Raw genomic sequence first — 13,934 nt, 5'->3', positions numbered from 1 at the left:
CATGAAAAATTATTTGCATCTCATCATTCTTTCGCCGCTGTTCTGGCTGGCCGCTTGCAACAAGCAGGCCGATAAGGTTAAAGCTTTTATACCAGGCACTTATGTCAATTTTGCGAAAAGCGCATACGCCCAGGCAAATGACACTTTAGTGATTACCCTTATCAGGGACAATAGTTTTCTCATAACCCGTAACACCACTTACCAGGCCATCCGCAACGGCAGGCTATTACCAAAACACCGGCAGGTGCGCCAGTTGAACGGCATTTATGACACACAAAATCATGTGCTGGACGAAACCACCAACGGGCGGATATTCCGCTTCGATCCAGACAGACACTTGCTTAAAGTCAACCGAGCGGTTTATCAAAAAATCAATTAACAAAATTATTAACGAATTAAACTATCCTTCCCCTTGGGAAGGTAAGGAGGAGTCATGAAAAAATATATGGTAATTCTACCACTTTCAGCCGTGTCCATCTTCGTGTCCATACCAAAAGGAGCGGATGCGCAACTTGTGGTTGGGCAGGTCATTTCTGCTACCGTTGGCCGGGTTATCAAGGCCATCGACCTGGAGGTGCAGCGGATGCAGAATCAAACGATATGGCTGCAAAACGCGCAAAAGGCGCTTGAAAACCAGTTATCGCAACTGAAACTATCCGAAATTTCAAGCTGGTCGCAGAAACAGCAAAGCCTGTTCAGTGAATATTATAACGAATTGTGGCAAATTAAGACGGCCATTGCATGGTACTCCAAAGTCAGCGGCATTGCTACGAAACAGGTCGAACTGGTTAATTCCTATAACCGAGCCTGGGCGCTCGTTAAAAATGACAAGCATTTCAATGCGGATGAACTGGCCTATATGGAACGGGTTTATTCGGGGATTTTACAGGAAAGTGTAAAGGACCTGGATCAGGTGCTGGTTATTATCAACCCCGGCAAAACGCAAATGCCCGATGCCAAGCGGATGGATTTAATCAATAAGACATCCGACCACATGGACAAAAATTACAACGATTTGCAGGAATTTACCACTCAGAACGAGCAATTGAGCATCGAGCGGGCCGAGGATGAAAACGAAGTGCTGACTTTAAGACAATATTATGGAATACAGTAAGGTAAAAGGTTTTTTATTTGGCGCAATACTGCTACTGCTTACTGCAACGGCCGCTAACAGCCAGGCGCAGACATTTGCCGAATGGTTCCAGCAAAGCAAGACACAGATCAAATACCTCGAACAGCAGATCGTGGCACTGAATGCCTGTGAAGTGCAGTTTAGGCAGGGTTATACGATGCTGAAAAATGAGTGGGGTTCGATCAAGAACTGGAAGAATAGCGAGTATAATTTGCACTCCACTTATTACAATTCGCTTAGCCAGATCAATCCGCAGGTTAAAAACAGCACGGACTTGAGCGGCATTCAATCCGAACAGCAAAGCATTGTTAGCCAATTTAATGATCTGAATGGCTTAGCCGGGCTGACCGCGCAGGAACAAACTTATATCGGCACGGTACAGCAAAACTTACTTGCTGAACTCAACAAGGACTTGACTGAATTGCAAACCATACTCACGCCCGGCGGGCTGGTCATGTCTGATGATGAGCGCATCAAGCGCATCAACAGGGTCACTTCAGCAATCAACGACAAGTACCTGTTTACATGCGCTTTTTGCAGGCACGTGCGGGTATTGGTCATCCAACGGAACCGCGACGGTAACGATGCGGCGGAAATAGGCAACCTCTATGGTATTAACCCCTAAACAGCGTTCATGAGTGCTGTTGAAAACAAATTGTAAACGAATAATCAACAGGTTATGAAAAAGTTTATCATACTATTATTACTGACAGCCGGGTTTTGCTTTACTGCACGTAAAGCTAATGCCCAATCCACCGTGCAGGATATGCAGCAACTCATCCTGGATATAGAAAAGCTTACACAAATGAAAGCTATCCTGTCGGATATGAAAACGACATATAATATCCTGACACAAGGCTATGAGCAGGTCAAAAGTATTTCCGAAGGCAATTTTAATTTACATGCCGGTTTCCTGAACAGCCTGATGGCGGTTAGCCCGGCGGTGCGGAACTATGTAAGGGTGGCGGATATTATCGAAGACCAGGAGGAGATTGTGACGGAGTATAAGTCGGCCTACAATAATTTTAGTTCGGGCGGCCATTTCAGCGCTGCGGAACTGGTTTACCTGAACAACGTCTATGTGCAGCTATTGACTCAAAGCCTCAATAACCTGACTACGCTAACCAATATCCTGACCGCTAATACGCTGCGGATGAACGATGCCGAACGCCTAAAAGCCATTGACCACCTCTATACCGATACGCAAAGCAAATTGACCTTCCTGCGAAATTTCGATAACGAGGCGGAAATACTGGCTATCCAGCGGCAACAGGAACAAAACGAGGCGAATACCTTTCAAAAACTCTTTTAACATGAAAACAAAAATATTATACACGAGCCTGGGCATGCTATTGCTACTGCAACTGCCGCTTTTGAGCAGTGCGCAGGATATTACCAGCAGCTTGCAGGGAATGCAGCCGGTGCTTGACAATGTGTACAACCAAATGATCCCCATGTGTTCAAATCTCATCGGCGCGGCGCAGGGGATTGCGGGTTTCGCGGCCTTGTGGTATATCGCTTCGCGCGTCTGGCGGCAGATTGCGCAAGCGGAACCGCTCGACTTTTACCCGTTGCTCCGGCCATTTGCTTTGGGGATTTGCATTGTATTGTTCCCGGCGGTCATTTCGCTGATGAATGGCATTATGCAGCCTATCGTGACGACGACCGGGAATATGGTGACGAATAGTAATAATTCGATTGCGCTTTTATTGCAGCAAAAGGAAGATGCAATAAAAAATAGTTCAAGTTATCAAATGTATGTCGGCGATGACGGTAACGGCGACCGCTCAAAATGGTATGCGTACACGCACCCGGATGACCCGAACGATCAGAATGAGGGCACGTTTTCCTCTTTGGGCAACGACGTAAAGTTCTGGATGGACAAGCAAGCCTACAATTTTAAGAACGATATCAAGGAGTGGATGTCGGAGATTTTACAGGTGATCTATGCGGCGGCTATCCTCTGTATCAATACGATACGCACCTTTTACCTGATCGTGCTGGCCATATTGGGCCCTTTGGTCTTCGGCTTTGCGGTATTCGACGGCTTGCAGCACACGCTCACGCAATGGATAGCCAGGTATATCAACATCTTTCTTTGGCTGCCCATCGCCAATATCTTCGGCGCCATCATCGGGCAGGTGCAACAGCAGATGCTACAGATTGACATTAACCAGATACAAAGCTCAGGCGACACCTTCTTTTCACCGACCGATACGTGTTACCTTATTTTTTTATGTATTGGCATTGTCGGTTATTTCTGTGTCCCCAGCGTAGCCAATTATGTTATCCACGCGCATGGCGGTAACGGCTTATTAAATAAGGTAACCAACGTGGCAGCGACCACCGCCACTACGACGGTCAGCGTGGCATCAGCAGCGGGCGGCCGTATGGAGCAGGCCCGGAGCAATATCATTAACGCCCCGGCTGATTTCAGGCAGGGCTATAACAGCGCGGGCAAAAGCAGCTACCAGGAAGACAAAATATCGGGTAAAAGCTAATCAACAAAATTATTAATACTAAAAAAAGTCTCCCCAACAAGGGGAGATTTAGAGGGGGGCTTGGCTTATGTTTCAACAATTCAAAAATATCGACAGCGCATTTCGTCATATCAAGTTATTCAGTTACTTGCTGATAACCGCCTGTATTGCCATCACCTGCTTTGCGATTTATGAAAGCTACCGGAGTTCGGAGAATTATAAGGCGCATATTTATATCCTGGCGAACGGGAAAGCATTGGAAGCCATTGCTGCCGACCGCAAGGACAATATCCCGGTGGAAGCACGCGACCAAATCAAAATGTTCCACGAATATTTTTTTACGCTCGACCCCGACGACAAGGAAATACAGGCGAATTTGACGAAGGCCTTGTATTTGGCTGACGAAAGCGCCAAAAGGCAATATGACAACCTGCGTGAAAGTGGTTATTACGCCAACTTGATTTCCGGCAATATCAGCCAGCAAATTACCGTGGACAGCATCCAACTGGATATGAATACCTATCCCTACGCTTTTAAGTGCTATGCCACAGAAAAGCTGATTCGCAGCACTTCAACTACTACACGCAGCCTGGTCACGCAGGGCTGTTTGCGGAATGTGTCCCGTTCGGATAATAACCCGCATGGTTTCCTGATCGAAAAATGGGAGACACTGGAAAACAGGGATGAACAAGTTAAAAACACAGAACAATGAAGCTATTTAAAAAATTCAGGCGGGAGGTCATACCTGCTGTAAGGGCTGGTTGGAAAAGTAAAGCAGCTAACAGGCTTGGGGAGATACAAACCCGTATAGCGGTTTACCTCAACGCGAAAACGGCTAACCTTTCCACAAAGGCAAAATGGGTTTTCCTGGTACTGGTCTGCCTGCTCTTTGGCGGGTTAAGCCTTTACCTGCTGGTCAGGGCATTTATGTAACGAACTGCGAAGCACTCATGAGTACCATTAGGAGACAATTAGCAAACGAATAATTATTAATCATTTAAATCATTTTCAATGGAACAAAAAGAAAAGAACAAACGGAAACTGCTGCTCTTGCTGCCGCTGCTGTTGTTGCCCTTTGTCGCGTTGTTGTTTTGGGCGTTTGGCGGCGGAAAGAAAAATGCGGCGGACAGTAAAACGCTAAACGCGGGGCTGAACATGAACCTGCCGGGCGCGCATCTCAAAAATCGGCAGACGAAAGACAAGCTGGCGCTGTATAACCAGGCAGAAAGGGACTCCGCAGCGATTAAAGCAAACAACAGCGGCAGCGCATTTGCCGCTTTAGGATGGGACACCACAGGCTTTGCTAAAAATAAAGCGGTCACGGTAAACAGCGCACAAGCCAGCGAAGTTAAAATCAACCAGAAACTGGCCGAGATCAACCGGCAGATCCATTTACCCGAAACCACGAGTGGTTATCCCGCTTATGCACCGGCGGCACCCGCAACATCCCCGGATATGGCTCAACTGGAAAAACTATTAAAGCAAAAGTCAAAGGGCAGCGCCCCCGACCCGGAAATGCAGCAGTTAAACGCGATGCTCGAAAAAATCGAGGACATTCAGCACCCGGAAAAGGTAACGGAACAAATTAAAAAAGAGGTGAAGGCCGAGCCGGACAGTATCTACAAGGCCTTCCGCGCGGTTATCGTTAAAGGCGGGAAAGTGAAGACAGGCACTTCAGTGGAACTGCAAATGACGGATACGATCAGGATCAAGGGCCAGTTCATCCCCAAGGGCCATTCCGTTTTCGGGCTTTGCCAGGTGACCAACCAACGGGTGATGCTCAGTATTAAGAATATCCGTTTGGGCACATCCATATTGCCTGTTGACCTGACGGTATATGACCTCGACGGTATGCCGGGAATAAGGGCGAACGATGCGGAAACGCAGGACGCCATGCGCGCGAGTTCAGACAATGCAGTGCAAAGCATGGAACTCATGACGATGGACCAATCGATGGCTACCCAGGCGGCAGGTGCCGGTGTGGAAGCCGCGAAAACCTTGTTTTCAAAAAAGGTACGGGTGATCAAGGCGAAGTTGAAAGCGGGTTACCCGCTATTGTTAAGGAATAACCAGCCGGATAAATGGAGCGGTAAATGAATAGCAACGGTATCGCGGAAACTGGAGCAATTGTACACTATCCGCCTGTATGGGCAGTTCCGCATTAATATGTAACCTTATGAAACTTGAAACCAAATATGCGGAAACGATCATCAGCCTGCTGGAAGATGCACAGGATGTCGGGATGCCGCATGTCGTGTTTGAACTTCGGCCGCAGGATATGGAATTACAGCCGCACCACTTGCGTTTGTTTGAAAAAGTCGGTGAGGCTTTGGAATACCTGGACAACGCGGCAGGAAATAATTACCTGCCGGGGGACGCGGATTACCCCATTTACTACCGGCACGTTGACCAGTTACTGGAAGAAATAAAACAAGCAAATTCATTAACCATAAACAAAATTGATATGAACAGGAACAATTTAGAGAACATCCAAAACGAAATGAAAGACCTGCGTTTCAGTAAGAAAGCCATTGATGAAGCACAGCAAAAAATGGAAAAAGGCTTACCCGAGTTTACCGTTGCCGAACAACTAAAAGGTAATAAAGGGCAGGTGGATGTGACCGCCCACTTCAGGCAATCCGGCCAATCGGATAATTATTATTTGAATAAGTTCGCGGTAGCTTTAAATACAGGCAAGGCTTTGGAAGAGGGCCATAAATATTTTATTATTACACGTAATGAAAAAGAACCCGGTAAGAACCTTACCAAGTCTTTTGAAAATGTGAGCGATGCGATCAGCTTTTTCAAGGACCAAAAAGGTGACAGCCGTTTGGCGGCTGGAAAAGACGCCGGACACGCTACCGAACTGGCCGCGATGAAAGCAGGTAAAGTAGATTACGTGGAAAAAGACTTCCAGCGTACTTTCCGCACACCGGCACAGACACAAACCTTTTTCGTAGAACGCGGCAGAGGCTTCACCGTTGACCAGGCGGCAAACCTGATACAAGGACGGTCGGTTTACCGTGATGACCTCTTAAACTTAGGGGGCCAGCCTTATGCTGCCTGGATCAAGCTGGATATGGATAGCCAGAAAGACCGTTATCAGAATTATACCACCAACCAATACCATGTTCCATCTTACGGTTTTACGACCAAAGAAGCACTGGAAAAATACCAGATCAAGGAACTGGCTGACCCTAAAAAACAAGAAGCTTTAATGTTAGCTATTGAAAATGGTAACCGGCCGCTGATAACTACCGTTAAAGACGGGCAAGACGTGAAGCTACATATTGAAGCCGCGCCACGTTTCAGGCAAATCAACTTCTTTAGAGAAGATGGCAAACCGGAAAAGCGTGAACAATTTTTAAAGGAACCTAAGCTTGATCAGGCTCTGCAATTAAATAAAGGCAAGGAAAAAGAGCAGGAACAGGGAATGGCTGTATAAAATCAAGTCCTATATTTGCTGCCCGTTTAAAACCAACTATATTTATTCACTTTTAAAATATCATTATCATGGAACAAATCGCAAAATTGAAAGAACTCATCGCATCAGCAGAGATTGACGCGGAAAAATTCAACAAAGGCAACAGCGCCGCCGGAACCAGGCTCCGTAACACCATGCAACAATTAAAAGCTACCGCGCAGGAAGTGCGCAATACAGTTACTGAAAAGAAGAATGCTGCTAAATAATTGACGGATTGGACCTAACTGCTTGGAAGCCCTGCCTATTTATTTGGCAGGGCTTTGTTAATTTTTAAATCCGGAAGTGCAATTAGATCGGCTATACAACTCCAATTTGAATTTATTTAACTTCTAAATTCGTGCCACAAGGCTTCATTGATTTTCATTAATAACCGATGTTTAAGACGATGCTCCTTAGGAATGGCAATGTCTTTTACATTGAATTTTTCTTTAAACAACGTTTCATCATATCCTGAGTGGTTTTTCATAAGCAGATGCTTTTGATAAGCTATTTTTTCGCCAGACCTGATAATGGCTCATTTGCTTGGCTACCGACAGGAAATGACTTCAAAAATGCAATAGTATCTTGGAACGTATGCTGACGGTGCTGGTAATCGATCAATAAACGATGGTAACTATTATGTCCCAATAAAGGCAGATTTTCTATCCAGAAAGCGAACACAAACTGGCCGCTGAACAGGCTGATCCGCACCCTGACGTTTCCTTCCCACGATGAAAAAAAGATATTATGGGTTTCCGGCACCGAATCCATTAACTGATCTTTAGCCTCCATGCCACCTTTTATCCCATGCGTTCCGTGCATGACATAACCGATATAGGGATTAAGTGACGGGTTCTCTTTGATCTGCGGGAAATAATAGATCAGGCAGTTTAGACCGATTTTGACCAAGGCTTGCTGAAATTTTACGCTGTCAAAACTAAAGCCAACATGAACTATTGGCGAATTCAGATCGGAGCCGCTAAAACTGCCATACTGATTGTTAAACAGTGTGTCATTTAACAAATCTTCCAGAAATATCTCGGCTTCCACAAGCGTCCGTGCTCTTATTTTTAGTTTTTCATCATCGTCGATGAACAGGCGCGGGCTTAAATGGTCATACAAATGATGGTCTTCAGGCAGGGTACAATATTGAATCGGCTTTTTGACATCTTTTTTAACCGGTTCACTCAAGCGGGAATAATGTCCGTCAGCAATGGTGAATTTGACATGAATAATTTTCTTTTCCACACACGCGGTCAGTACTCCGTTTTCTTTTTTCCATTTGACAAATGCATCTGCAAACAATTGTTTGCTTTCCATACTGTCTGCTTCGACATAATATTTCCCGCCAATAGCAAAAATTTGCGGCCTGACAAACACCTGCATCCTAAACTGCTGGCCAATTTCAAAAACGATTTGGTTTTTTTCATCAAAACTCAGTAAAACAGGCGCTTTGAATGGTGAACGGTTACGTGCGTTTGGCGTATACCCCTCAACGCCTATAGTACTTCTCATCAGACCCAAGAACGATTTCTGGTAAAGTTCCAGTTCCAATCCGGAGAAGTAATTGTTACATTGCTCACAAACGCAATCTATATATAAATTTTCGCCACCTAACCCGTACGGGAAAACATGTTCCCCGTCTTTCTTGGTATAAACGTTTCCGCAATATCTGCACGTTTTTGAAATAGCCACCGTTTTCGTATTACTGTTCATTTAACGTTCTAAAATTTCCAATCTGTTAAAACAGTCAAGGTACACATATATTCCGTCCGAAATTGGTCTGATCTTATTATTTACTGCTTTGTGGGTCAGCAGTTCCAGCCGCTTCGTTAGCACTCAGCCGCTTCACTGCATCGAGAAAACATGGGCCTCGTGTCCTCGTTCCTGCGGGACTCGACCCATATTTCCGGGGATTCCCCTTTTCTAACTTCCTTTAGCTCATTCCATTTTCTCCACTGGCTTTTTCGCAAGCAAATTTCTGAACGGCGGGACTGAATGCCAAGACCGTGCCCTGCGGGTTTGCTGGAAAAAAATCTCCACACCCCTCGCTTCGCTCGGGGGTAGTATTTTTTTCCGCAAAGTCTTGTCCTTCAGCCCGCCGTGTTCAGGTGAGGGTGCTTACAAAAAGCCACCGGAGGCTTCAGCCGAGGGTGATTTAAAAAACAAAGCACCATGAAAACAGCAAACGGCAGAAGCCCACCCACACAGCCCATAGGGGCGACAGGTTGCCCCACAGATAAGCACACGCCCCAATCGGGCAATTAGTCAATTCAATATTAAATCATATTTAAAATTTGGAAAACATGAAAACCGCAGAAGCAAAAACAAACGGCGCAATAAATAAAGCAGATAACAACGCCACAGATAAGAACGCAGACAATACAGGCAACGGTCAAAAAATAAACAACCTGCCTGTTAGTACCGCCTTTAACGATAAAAAAGATGAGGCTAAAAAGGAAGAACCCAAAACCGAAACACCCGCAAAACAGCAAGAACAGCCCAAGGCAGAAGAAGCCAAGCCACAAGCAGAACCAAGCAAAAAGGAACTGAAAGAACAGCTTAGGGAACAACAGGCACGAAAGTTAGCCGACACCGTAAAACTGGTAGAAGTGTTAGGCAAAAAGATTGCACAAAAGAACAAGCTGCAAAACACTATTGCTAACCTTGACAGTTTCACCGTTGGCCAAAACGAAGATAAGGACGACATGGCGAGCGATAGCCGTTTTCACCGTTGCGAGCTGATAATACACGATGATGACGGCGAAGAGTTTGTAACTAAAAACCCTTTCATTATCGCCTATGTCGCCCACGAAGTTAGGGGACTATGTGTAGAGAAACTGGCAGAGGTTGAGGCAAGTATTGTTATCCCTCTTTGAGTAAGTAAATGGAAACGCCCTATGTATTAATGTTACATAGGGCGTATTTCAAAAGGTGAAACCATTTGATAACTAAGACAATGATACAGCTATTTATAGAATTAACCAATCAAATCTATTGGGTTGGTTATGCGCAAGAGTTGGCAAAGTCTAACCCTATGCTTTTTCAATTTGAGTTTAACGAATTTCTTAATTCCTATAACAATTAACAGCATGGCACATAACATCAATTATAACGAACAGACACAAAAGCACAGCTTTTTTAGTGTCAAAGAAAAAGCCTGGCACAATTTAGGGCAGATCATTAGCGATTACCCAACCAGCGCAGAAGCGATTAAACACGCAGGATTAAATTATACCGTTGAAAAACGCCCCTTGTTTACCTACGATACTGATAACTATACAGGCGACCCCGATACGGATATTATTATCCCCGAAATTGAAGTACCTAACTTCTTTGCCACCATCCGCACCGATACCGAGCAGGTTTTGGGTGTAGTTGGTAATGATTACGAAGTGGTGCAGAATGTAAACGCCTTTGATTTCTTTGATAGTATTGTTGGTGGTAAGGACGGCATTTTATACGAAACGGCAGGGGCATTAGGTAACGGCGAACGAATTTTTATTACGGCAAAACTTCCCGATTACATTAAAGTTGGCAGGAATGATTTAATAGAACAGTATTTGTTTTTGACCACTTCGCACGATGGTTACGGTAGCATAACCGCAGCTTTTACCCCTGTAAGGATAGTATGTGAAAATACGCTTAACGCTGCTATTCGTAATCATAGTAATTCTATTAAAATACGTCATACCGTAAGTGCAAATGACAGGCTTAAACAGGCGCATACCCTATTAGGAATTACTAACCAGTTAGCCAACGAATTAGAAGCAGTATTTAATGATTGGTCAAGGATACGCATAACTGATACCGCGGTTAAACGCTTGATACAGGTAGCAATGGCGCCCAATAAGGAAGTATTGCAAAACCTGCAAAACGGCAAGCAAGACGAATTATCTACTACCTATAATAATATGGTAAGTAGCGTAATGGAATATGCTTTAACCAACCCGACACAACAGGAAGTAACTACCAAAGGAACGTTATTTGGAGCATATAACGCTGTTACCGGGTACTTTCAGAACGTGCGCAATTACAAAGACGATGAAGCTAAGTTTAAAAGCATCATGTATGGCACAGGCTTACAAAGAAGCCAAACCGCATTTGACCTATGTAAAGAATTTGCCAAACACGGTAATAGTGCCTTAAACTAACTAACAATAAGGGGGGGGTAATCCCCCCTTTGTATTATTCACCATTCAACTATGAAATTATGACACTTTTATTTCTTAGTACAGGCTATCCAAATCATTACGGTTCACTACTTCTCATAGCAGGTTTATTCATCCGCTTTCAAATAGGACGGCGCAGGTTTAACCGCCGAAGTATTACAGGCGTACAAATCTTTAGCAGTTACATTAAGGCTGTACTTACTACCATCATAGAAACCCTGCTAAATATCGTTGGTGCTTTGTTTATAGTCGCCGGTATAATCAATGTTATTATCCATTTATAGCAAGCCCGGTAGTACTTAAAAATACCTATGAGCGCCCAAAATTCCGGGCGGCCCCTTGCGGGGCATAAAGTGAAAACCAAATTTTCATAAGGTAATTAAAAGTGTTTGATTAATTTCCTGCTGTCGGTCAAAGCCCTGATACATGTCCGTATTAGGGCTTTTTGTTTTGATGGTGCTGTAATAATATCGGCCATAGGCTGAATAAACCGACAATTAATAGACATATATATGTGCTTTCCCGCGCGTTAGGTGCTTGATAAGTGATATTTAAGTGCTTTTTATGTTCTACAAAAACCCGCTTAAATTATCTGGCTTTACATGGCTTCCATTTTACTATTACGCTATTTTTTTTTCCTCGATACCTTATTTGTAGCTTTATCGATGTACGACGAACGCAACAAATAGAAAATAGCACAATTACTATATGGCAGACTGCATAGTTATCCGCTATTGCAATTCCTCTTTTTAATATTCCAAATATGGCCTCCATTGTAGCATATCATTTTACGATATGCAATAATATGAGGGGCTTTAAGGGGCGACAACAGGGGCGTACACCCTATTTTAACATTGAATAGTCCGTTTTTACCTCTTCAGTATGTTTATAGGCTGTATAACGATCTTTATTTTCGGCTGTAAAAGAGAGCAATGAATTAATATTGCCTTTGACGCTTCTTCCATCTTTACTTGAATCAAGCCATTTTGATATTTCTTTGTACATATCATGCTTAGATTTAAAACGTTCATTCTCTAAATAGGAAATGAACCCTAAAAAATCAAACATAGCAATTTGATAGGGCAGTTTGTTCTTGGCCAACAGACCAGCTATGCCTTCAAAACCTTCAGCTGTTAATACCTTAATTAAATCCAAGTTGCAGAAGCCATAGTCAAACAATACTGCTTTCAATTTAGAGGTTTTAATTTCTTCCGGCAGCGGCCTGTGATCTAACAGAATTGCTTTGTTATTTAAACAGAAATTATTTATCGCAGGAAAAACGTTCCATAACCCTGTTATTTCGATAAGATAACCAATGACTACATCTCTGCTATACGTTTTATTTAGTTCGCAGTAGATTAATATAGCGTCAAAATAAGTTTGATCCTTATCTAAATTACCATCAATATCCCTCACTTCGGAAAATATATTACCCCAGGTCTTGCCACTTAACAGTTCATCTTGTTTAGAACGAATTAAGCCTAAAAAAATATTTTTAAACCGCTGATGATCTTTAATCCGCTCATATTTAGTTCTAAACAGCTCAAAAATTTCGTTAATGAGCAGGTCAACGGCTTGTTTAAATTCGTTTTGATTTTTTACCAGCCCAATTTTATTAGGCAAATTATTAATTACAGCCTCTATCAGTTGATTAGTGGAATCTTCCAGTTCGCTTGCATTTATATGGACAGCTTGCATGTTGCTTACAATTCTAATAACTCCTGTTTTCCAACTTTAGAATTTCTTCGGAAGAAAGTTTGTCGTAAGCCGTTATTTTTCCTATCAAAACGTTTTTTTCATCATCGTTGAGATAAGCCGAACTTTTTATAAGAGCTTGTTTACCTGATATATAATGGTGGTTTGACCAACGCCAATAATCATAATATTTAATCGGGTCCATTCCTATAGCTTCAAATTGATCAACGTTTGCCCTCCTTTTAATAGTAATTAATGGTTGGTGAAATAATGGATCTGATATAAGACGGCTGTAAGTAACATGCTGAATTTCATCCTTAAATTGTGATAGCAATAGACTGGTGTAGGTAGGGTCATTTTTTTCGAGTACTTCCCCGGAATTGCCATATAACAAGATAAAATTATAATAATGTTTACGTTTTACTTTGAAATCGCCATTATTGCCAAATAGCGTGTTAACCGTAAAATTGCAATAGTCGGAAATTACACTATGCTCAAACGACCGCCATTGGGTTAATTGGGAATAGCTCTGCAAAAAATCCTTTGATAGTTCATATCTTTTTTTGTGGAATATCTTTTTTGCCGGCGCCTCAATTTCTATAAAATTGAAAAACACCTGCAAAGAATTACCGGTAATAATCAAAAAGTCAGGTTGCCTATCCCTGGCCAAACTTTTTATTCGAGGTTGAGATATAATAAGATTGCCCTCGACTTTAGAGTTATTGGACACGCCACAAAGAGCGCCCAATAAAGTAGATGGGTGCTGTTCAAAATATTTTTGAATAGCAGGCTCGTCTTTGACATTTGATTTCTCCTGATCACTTACCAATGTTTTTAAACCAGTTATACTATCTTTTAAATAATCGGCATAGTTCATTAGCTCGTTATTCTCGTCAATAATCTGATTGAAATTCTTGGTAATTAGAGGCATGAGCAATAATTTAAGAGAACCTAAAAATACAATTAAATTAAAACATTGCCGCAAGCCATTT

At 43.1% G+C, this 13,934-nt stretch carries 17 protein-coding genes; 13 read left to right on the top strand and 4 right to left on the bottom strand.

Annotation, left to right across the window (positions count from 1 at the left end; translation table 11 throughout):
• Position 1: 1 nt before the first annotated feature.
• The 10 genes from JN11_RS16805 (at position 2) to JN11_RS16760 (ending at position 7,302) form a co-directional block, all read left to right on the top strand.
• Positions 2-379 (top strand): hypothetical protein, encoded by a 378-nt coding sequence (locus JN11_RS16805; RefSeq protein WP_144914421.1) that lies wholly within the window; start codon positions 2-4, stop codon positions 377-379.
• Between the two features lie 90 nt (positions 380-469).
• On the top strand, positions 470-1,114 hold the full coding sequence (locus JN11_RS16800) for a conjugal transfer protein TraI (RefSeq protein ID WP_246139043.1): 645 nt from the start codon (positions 470-472) through the stop codon (positions 1,112-1,114).
• Positions 1,101-1,757 (top strand): hypothetical protein, encoded by a 657-nt coding sequence (locus JN11_RS16795; RefSeq protein ID WP_144914417.1) that lies wholly within the window; start codon positions 1,101-1,103, stop codon positions 1,755-1,757. The genes JN11_RS16800 and JN11_RS16795 overlap by 14 nt, the downstream gene beginning before the upstream one ends.
• A 54-nt stretch (positions 1,758-1,811) precedes the next feature.
• A complete protein-coding gene (locus tag JN11_RS16790) occupies positions 1,812-2,444 on the top strand; it encodes a TerB family tellurite resistance protein (protein WP_144914416.1) in 633 nt (210 codons plus the stop codon).
• A gap of 1 nt (position 2,445) precedes the next feature.
• Positions 2,446-3,633: a conjugative transposon protein TraJ gene (gene traJ / locus JN11_RS16785; RefSeq protein ID WP_144914414.1), complete on the top strand. Its 1,188-nt coding sequence runs from the start codon at positions 2,446-2,448 to the stop codon at positions 3,631-3,633.
• A 67-nt stretch (positions 3,634-3,700) separates the two neighbouring features.
• Positions 3,701-4,324 (top strand): conjugative transposon protein TraK, encoded by a 624-nt coding sequence (gene traK, locus JN11_RS16780; protein ID WP_144914412.1) that lies wholly within the window; start codon positions 3,701-3,703, stop codon positions 4,322-4,324.
• A complete protein-coding gene (locus JN11_RS16775) occupies positions 4,321-4,545 on the top strand; it encodes a hypothetical protein (protein WP_144914410.1) in 225 nt (74 codons plus the stop codon). Before traK ends, JN11_RS16775 begins: the two co-directional genes overlap by 4 nt.
• A gap of 78 nt (positions 4,546-4,623) precedes the next feature.
• A complete protein-coding gene (gene traM, locus JN11_RS16770; protein ID WP_144914408.1) occupies positions 4,624-5,709 on the top strand; it encodes a conjugative transposon protein TraM in 1,086 nt (361 codons plus the stop codon).
• 79 nt (positions 5,710-5,788) lie between these two features.
• Positions 5,789-7,057 carry a hypothetical protein gene (locus tag JN11_RS16765; protein WP_246139042.1) on the top strand — a complete coding sequence of 423 codons (1,269 nt, stop codon included), beginning with the start codon at positions 5,789-5,791 and terminating at the stop codon, positions 7,055-7,057.
• Between the two features lie 68 nt (positions 7,058-7,125).
• Complete coding sequence (locus JN11_RS16760) at positions 7,126-7,302, top strand: histone H1 (protein WP_144914407.1); 177 nt, start codon at positions 7,126-7,128, stop codon at positions 7,300-7,302.
• Between the two features lie 116 nt (positions 7,303-7,418).
• On the opposite strand, the gene JN11_RS24480 is transcribed toward JN11_RS16760, so the two are convergent.
• Positions 7,419-7,562 carry a hypothetical protein gene (locus JN11_RS24480; protein WP_170227779.1) on the bottom strand — a complete coding sequence of 48 codons (144 nt, stop codon included), beginning with the start codon at positions 7,560-7,562 and terminating at the stop codon, positions 7,419-7,421.
• Between the two features lie 20 nt (positions 7,563-7,582).
• Positions 7,583-8,791 (bottom strand): HNH endonuclease, encoded by a 1,209-nt coding sequence (locus tag JN11_RS16755; protein ID WP_144914405.1) that lies wholly within the window; start codon positions 8,789-8,791, stop codon positions 7,583-7,585.
• Between the two features lie 590 nt (positions 8,792-9,381).
• On the opposite strand from JN11_RS16755, the gene JN11_RS16750 reads away from it, so the two are divergent.
• The 3 genes from JN11_RS16750 to JN11_RS16740 all read left to right on the top strand — a co-directional run bounded on the left by JN11_RS16750 (position 9,382) and on the right by JN11_RS16740 (position 11,531).
• Positions 9,382-9,954 carry a hypothetical protein gene (locus JN11_RS16750; RefSeq protein WP_144914403.1) on the top strand — a complete coding sequence of 191 codons (573 nt, stop codon included), beginning with the start codon at positions 9,382-9,384 and terminating at the stop codon, positions 9,952-9,954.
• A 213-nt stretch (positions 9,955-10,167) separates the two neighbouring features.
• Entirely contained in the window at positions 10,168-11,229 is a 1,062-nt protein-coding gene (locus JN11_RS16745; RefSeq protein WP_144914402.1) for a DUF932 domain-containing protein, read from the top strand.
• A gap of 59 nt (positions 11,230-11,288) precedes the next feature.
• Complete coding sequence (locus tag JN11_RS16740) at positions 11,289-11,531, top strand: molybdenum ABC transporter permease (protein ID WP_144914400.1); 243 nt, start codon at positions 11,289-11,291, stop codon at positions 11,529-11,531.
• A 559-nt stretch (positions 11,532-12,090) separates the two neighbouring features.
• On the opposite strand, the gene JN11_RS16735 is transcribed toward JN11_RS16740, so the two are convergent.
• Together JN11_RS16735 and JN11_RS16730 are read right to left on the bottom strand one after the other, a co-directional pair.
• On the bottom strand, positions 12,091-12,870 hold the full coding sequence (locus tag JN11_RS16735; RefSeq protein ID WP_144914399.1) for a hypothetical protein: 780 nt from the start codon (positions 12,868-12,870) through the stop codon (positions 12,091-12,093).
• 88 nt (positions 12,871-12,958) lie between these two features.
• Positions 12,959-13,873 (bottom strand): Shedu anti-phage system protein SduA domain-containing protein, encoded by a 915-nt coding sequence (locus JN11_RS16730; protein ID WP_144914397.1) that lies wholly within the window; start codon positions 13,871-13,873, stop codon positions 12,959-12,961.
• Positions 13,874-13,934: the final 61 nt, after the last annotated feature.

The organism is Mucilaginibacter frigoritolerans, from assembly GCF_007830615.1.
GTDB lineage: Bacteria > Bacteroidota > Bacteroidia > Sphingobacteriales > Sphingobacteriaceae > Mucilaginibacter > Mucilaginibacter frigoritolerans.
Note: the sequence above shows the minus strand (reverse complement) of the source record. Positions and strands in the feature narration are given on the sequence as shown.

What these genes read in the sequence shown, in the direction of transcription:
- JN11_RS16755 (WP_144914405.1), bottom strand. Translation starts at nt 8,791, where the DNA reads ATGAACAGTAATACGAAAACGGTGGCTATTTCAAAAACGTGCAGATAT.
- JN11_RS16745 (WP_144914402.1), top strand. Translation starts at nt 10,168, where the DNA reads ATGGCACATAACATCAATTATAACGAACAGACACAAAAGCACAGCTTT.
- traJ (WP_144914414.1), top strand. Translation starts at nt 2,446, where the DNA reads ATGAAAACAAAAATATTATACACGAGCCTGGGCATGCTATTGCTACTG.
- traK (WP_144914412.1), top strand. Translation starts at nt 3,701, where the DNA reads ATGTTTCAACAATTCAAAAATATCGACAGCGCATTTCGTCATATCAAG.
- JN11_RS24480 (WP_170227779.1), bottom strand. Translation starts at nt 7,562, where the DNA reads ATGAAAAACCACTCAGGATATGATGAAACGTTGTTTAAAGAAAAATTC.
- JN11_RS16795 (WP_144914417.1), top strand. Translation starts at nt 1,101, where the DNA reads ATGGAATACAGTAAGGTAAAAGGTTTTTTATTTGGCGCAATACTGCTA.
- JN11_RS16740 (WP_144914400.1), top strand. Translation starts at nt 11,289, where the DNA reads ATGACACTTTTATTTCTTAGTACAGGCTATCCAAATCATTACGGTTCA.
- JN11_RS16805 (WP_144914421.1), top strand. Translation starts at nt 2, where the DNA reads ATGAAAAATTATTTGCATCTCATCATTCTTTCGCCGCTGTTCTGGCTG.
- JN11_RS16775 (WP_144914410.1), top strand. Translation starts at nt 4,321, where the DNA reads ATGAAGCTATTTAAAAAATTCAGGCGGGAGGTCATACCTGCTGTAAGG.
- JN11_RS16730 (WP_144914397.1), bottom strand. Translation starts at nt 13,873, where the DNA reads ATGCCTCTAATTACCAAGAATTTCAATCAGATTATTGACGAGAATAAC.
- traM (WP_144914408.1), top strand. Translation starts at nt 4,624, where the DNA reads ATGGAACAAAAAGAAAAGAACAAACGGAAACTGCTGCTCTTGCTGCCG.
- JN11_RS16760 (WP_144914407.1), top strand. Translation starts at nt 7,126, where the DNA reads ATGGAACAAATCGCAAAATTGAAAGAACTCATCGCATCAGCAGAGATT.
- JN11_RS16750 (WP_144914403.1), top strand. Translation starts at nt 9,382, where the DNA reads ATGAAAACCGCAGAAGCAAAAACAAACGGCGCAATAAATAAAGCAGAT.
- JN11_RS16790 (WP_144914416.1), top strand. Translation starts at nt 1,812, where the DNA reads ATGAAAAAGTTTATCATACTATTATTACTGACAGCCGGGTTTTGCTTT.
- JN11_RS16765 (WP_246139042.1), top strand. Translation starts at nt 5,789, where the DNA reads ATGAAACTTGAAACCAAATATGCGGAAACGATCATCAGCCTGCTGGAA.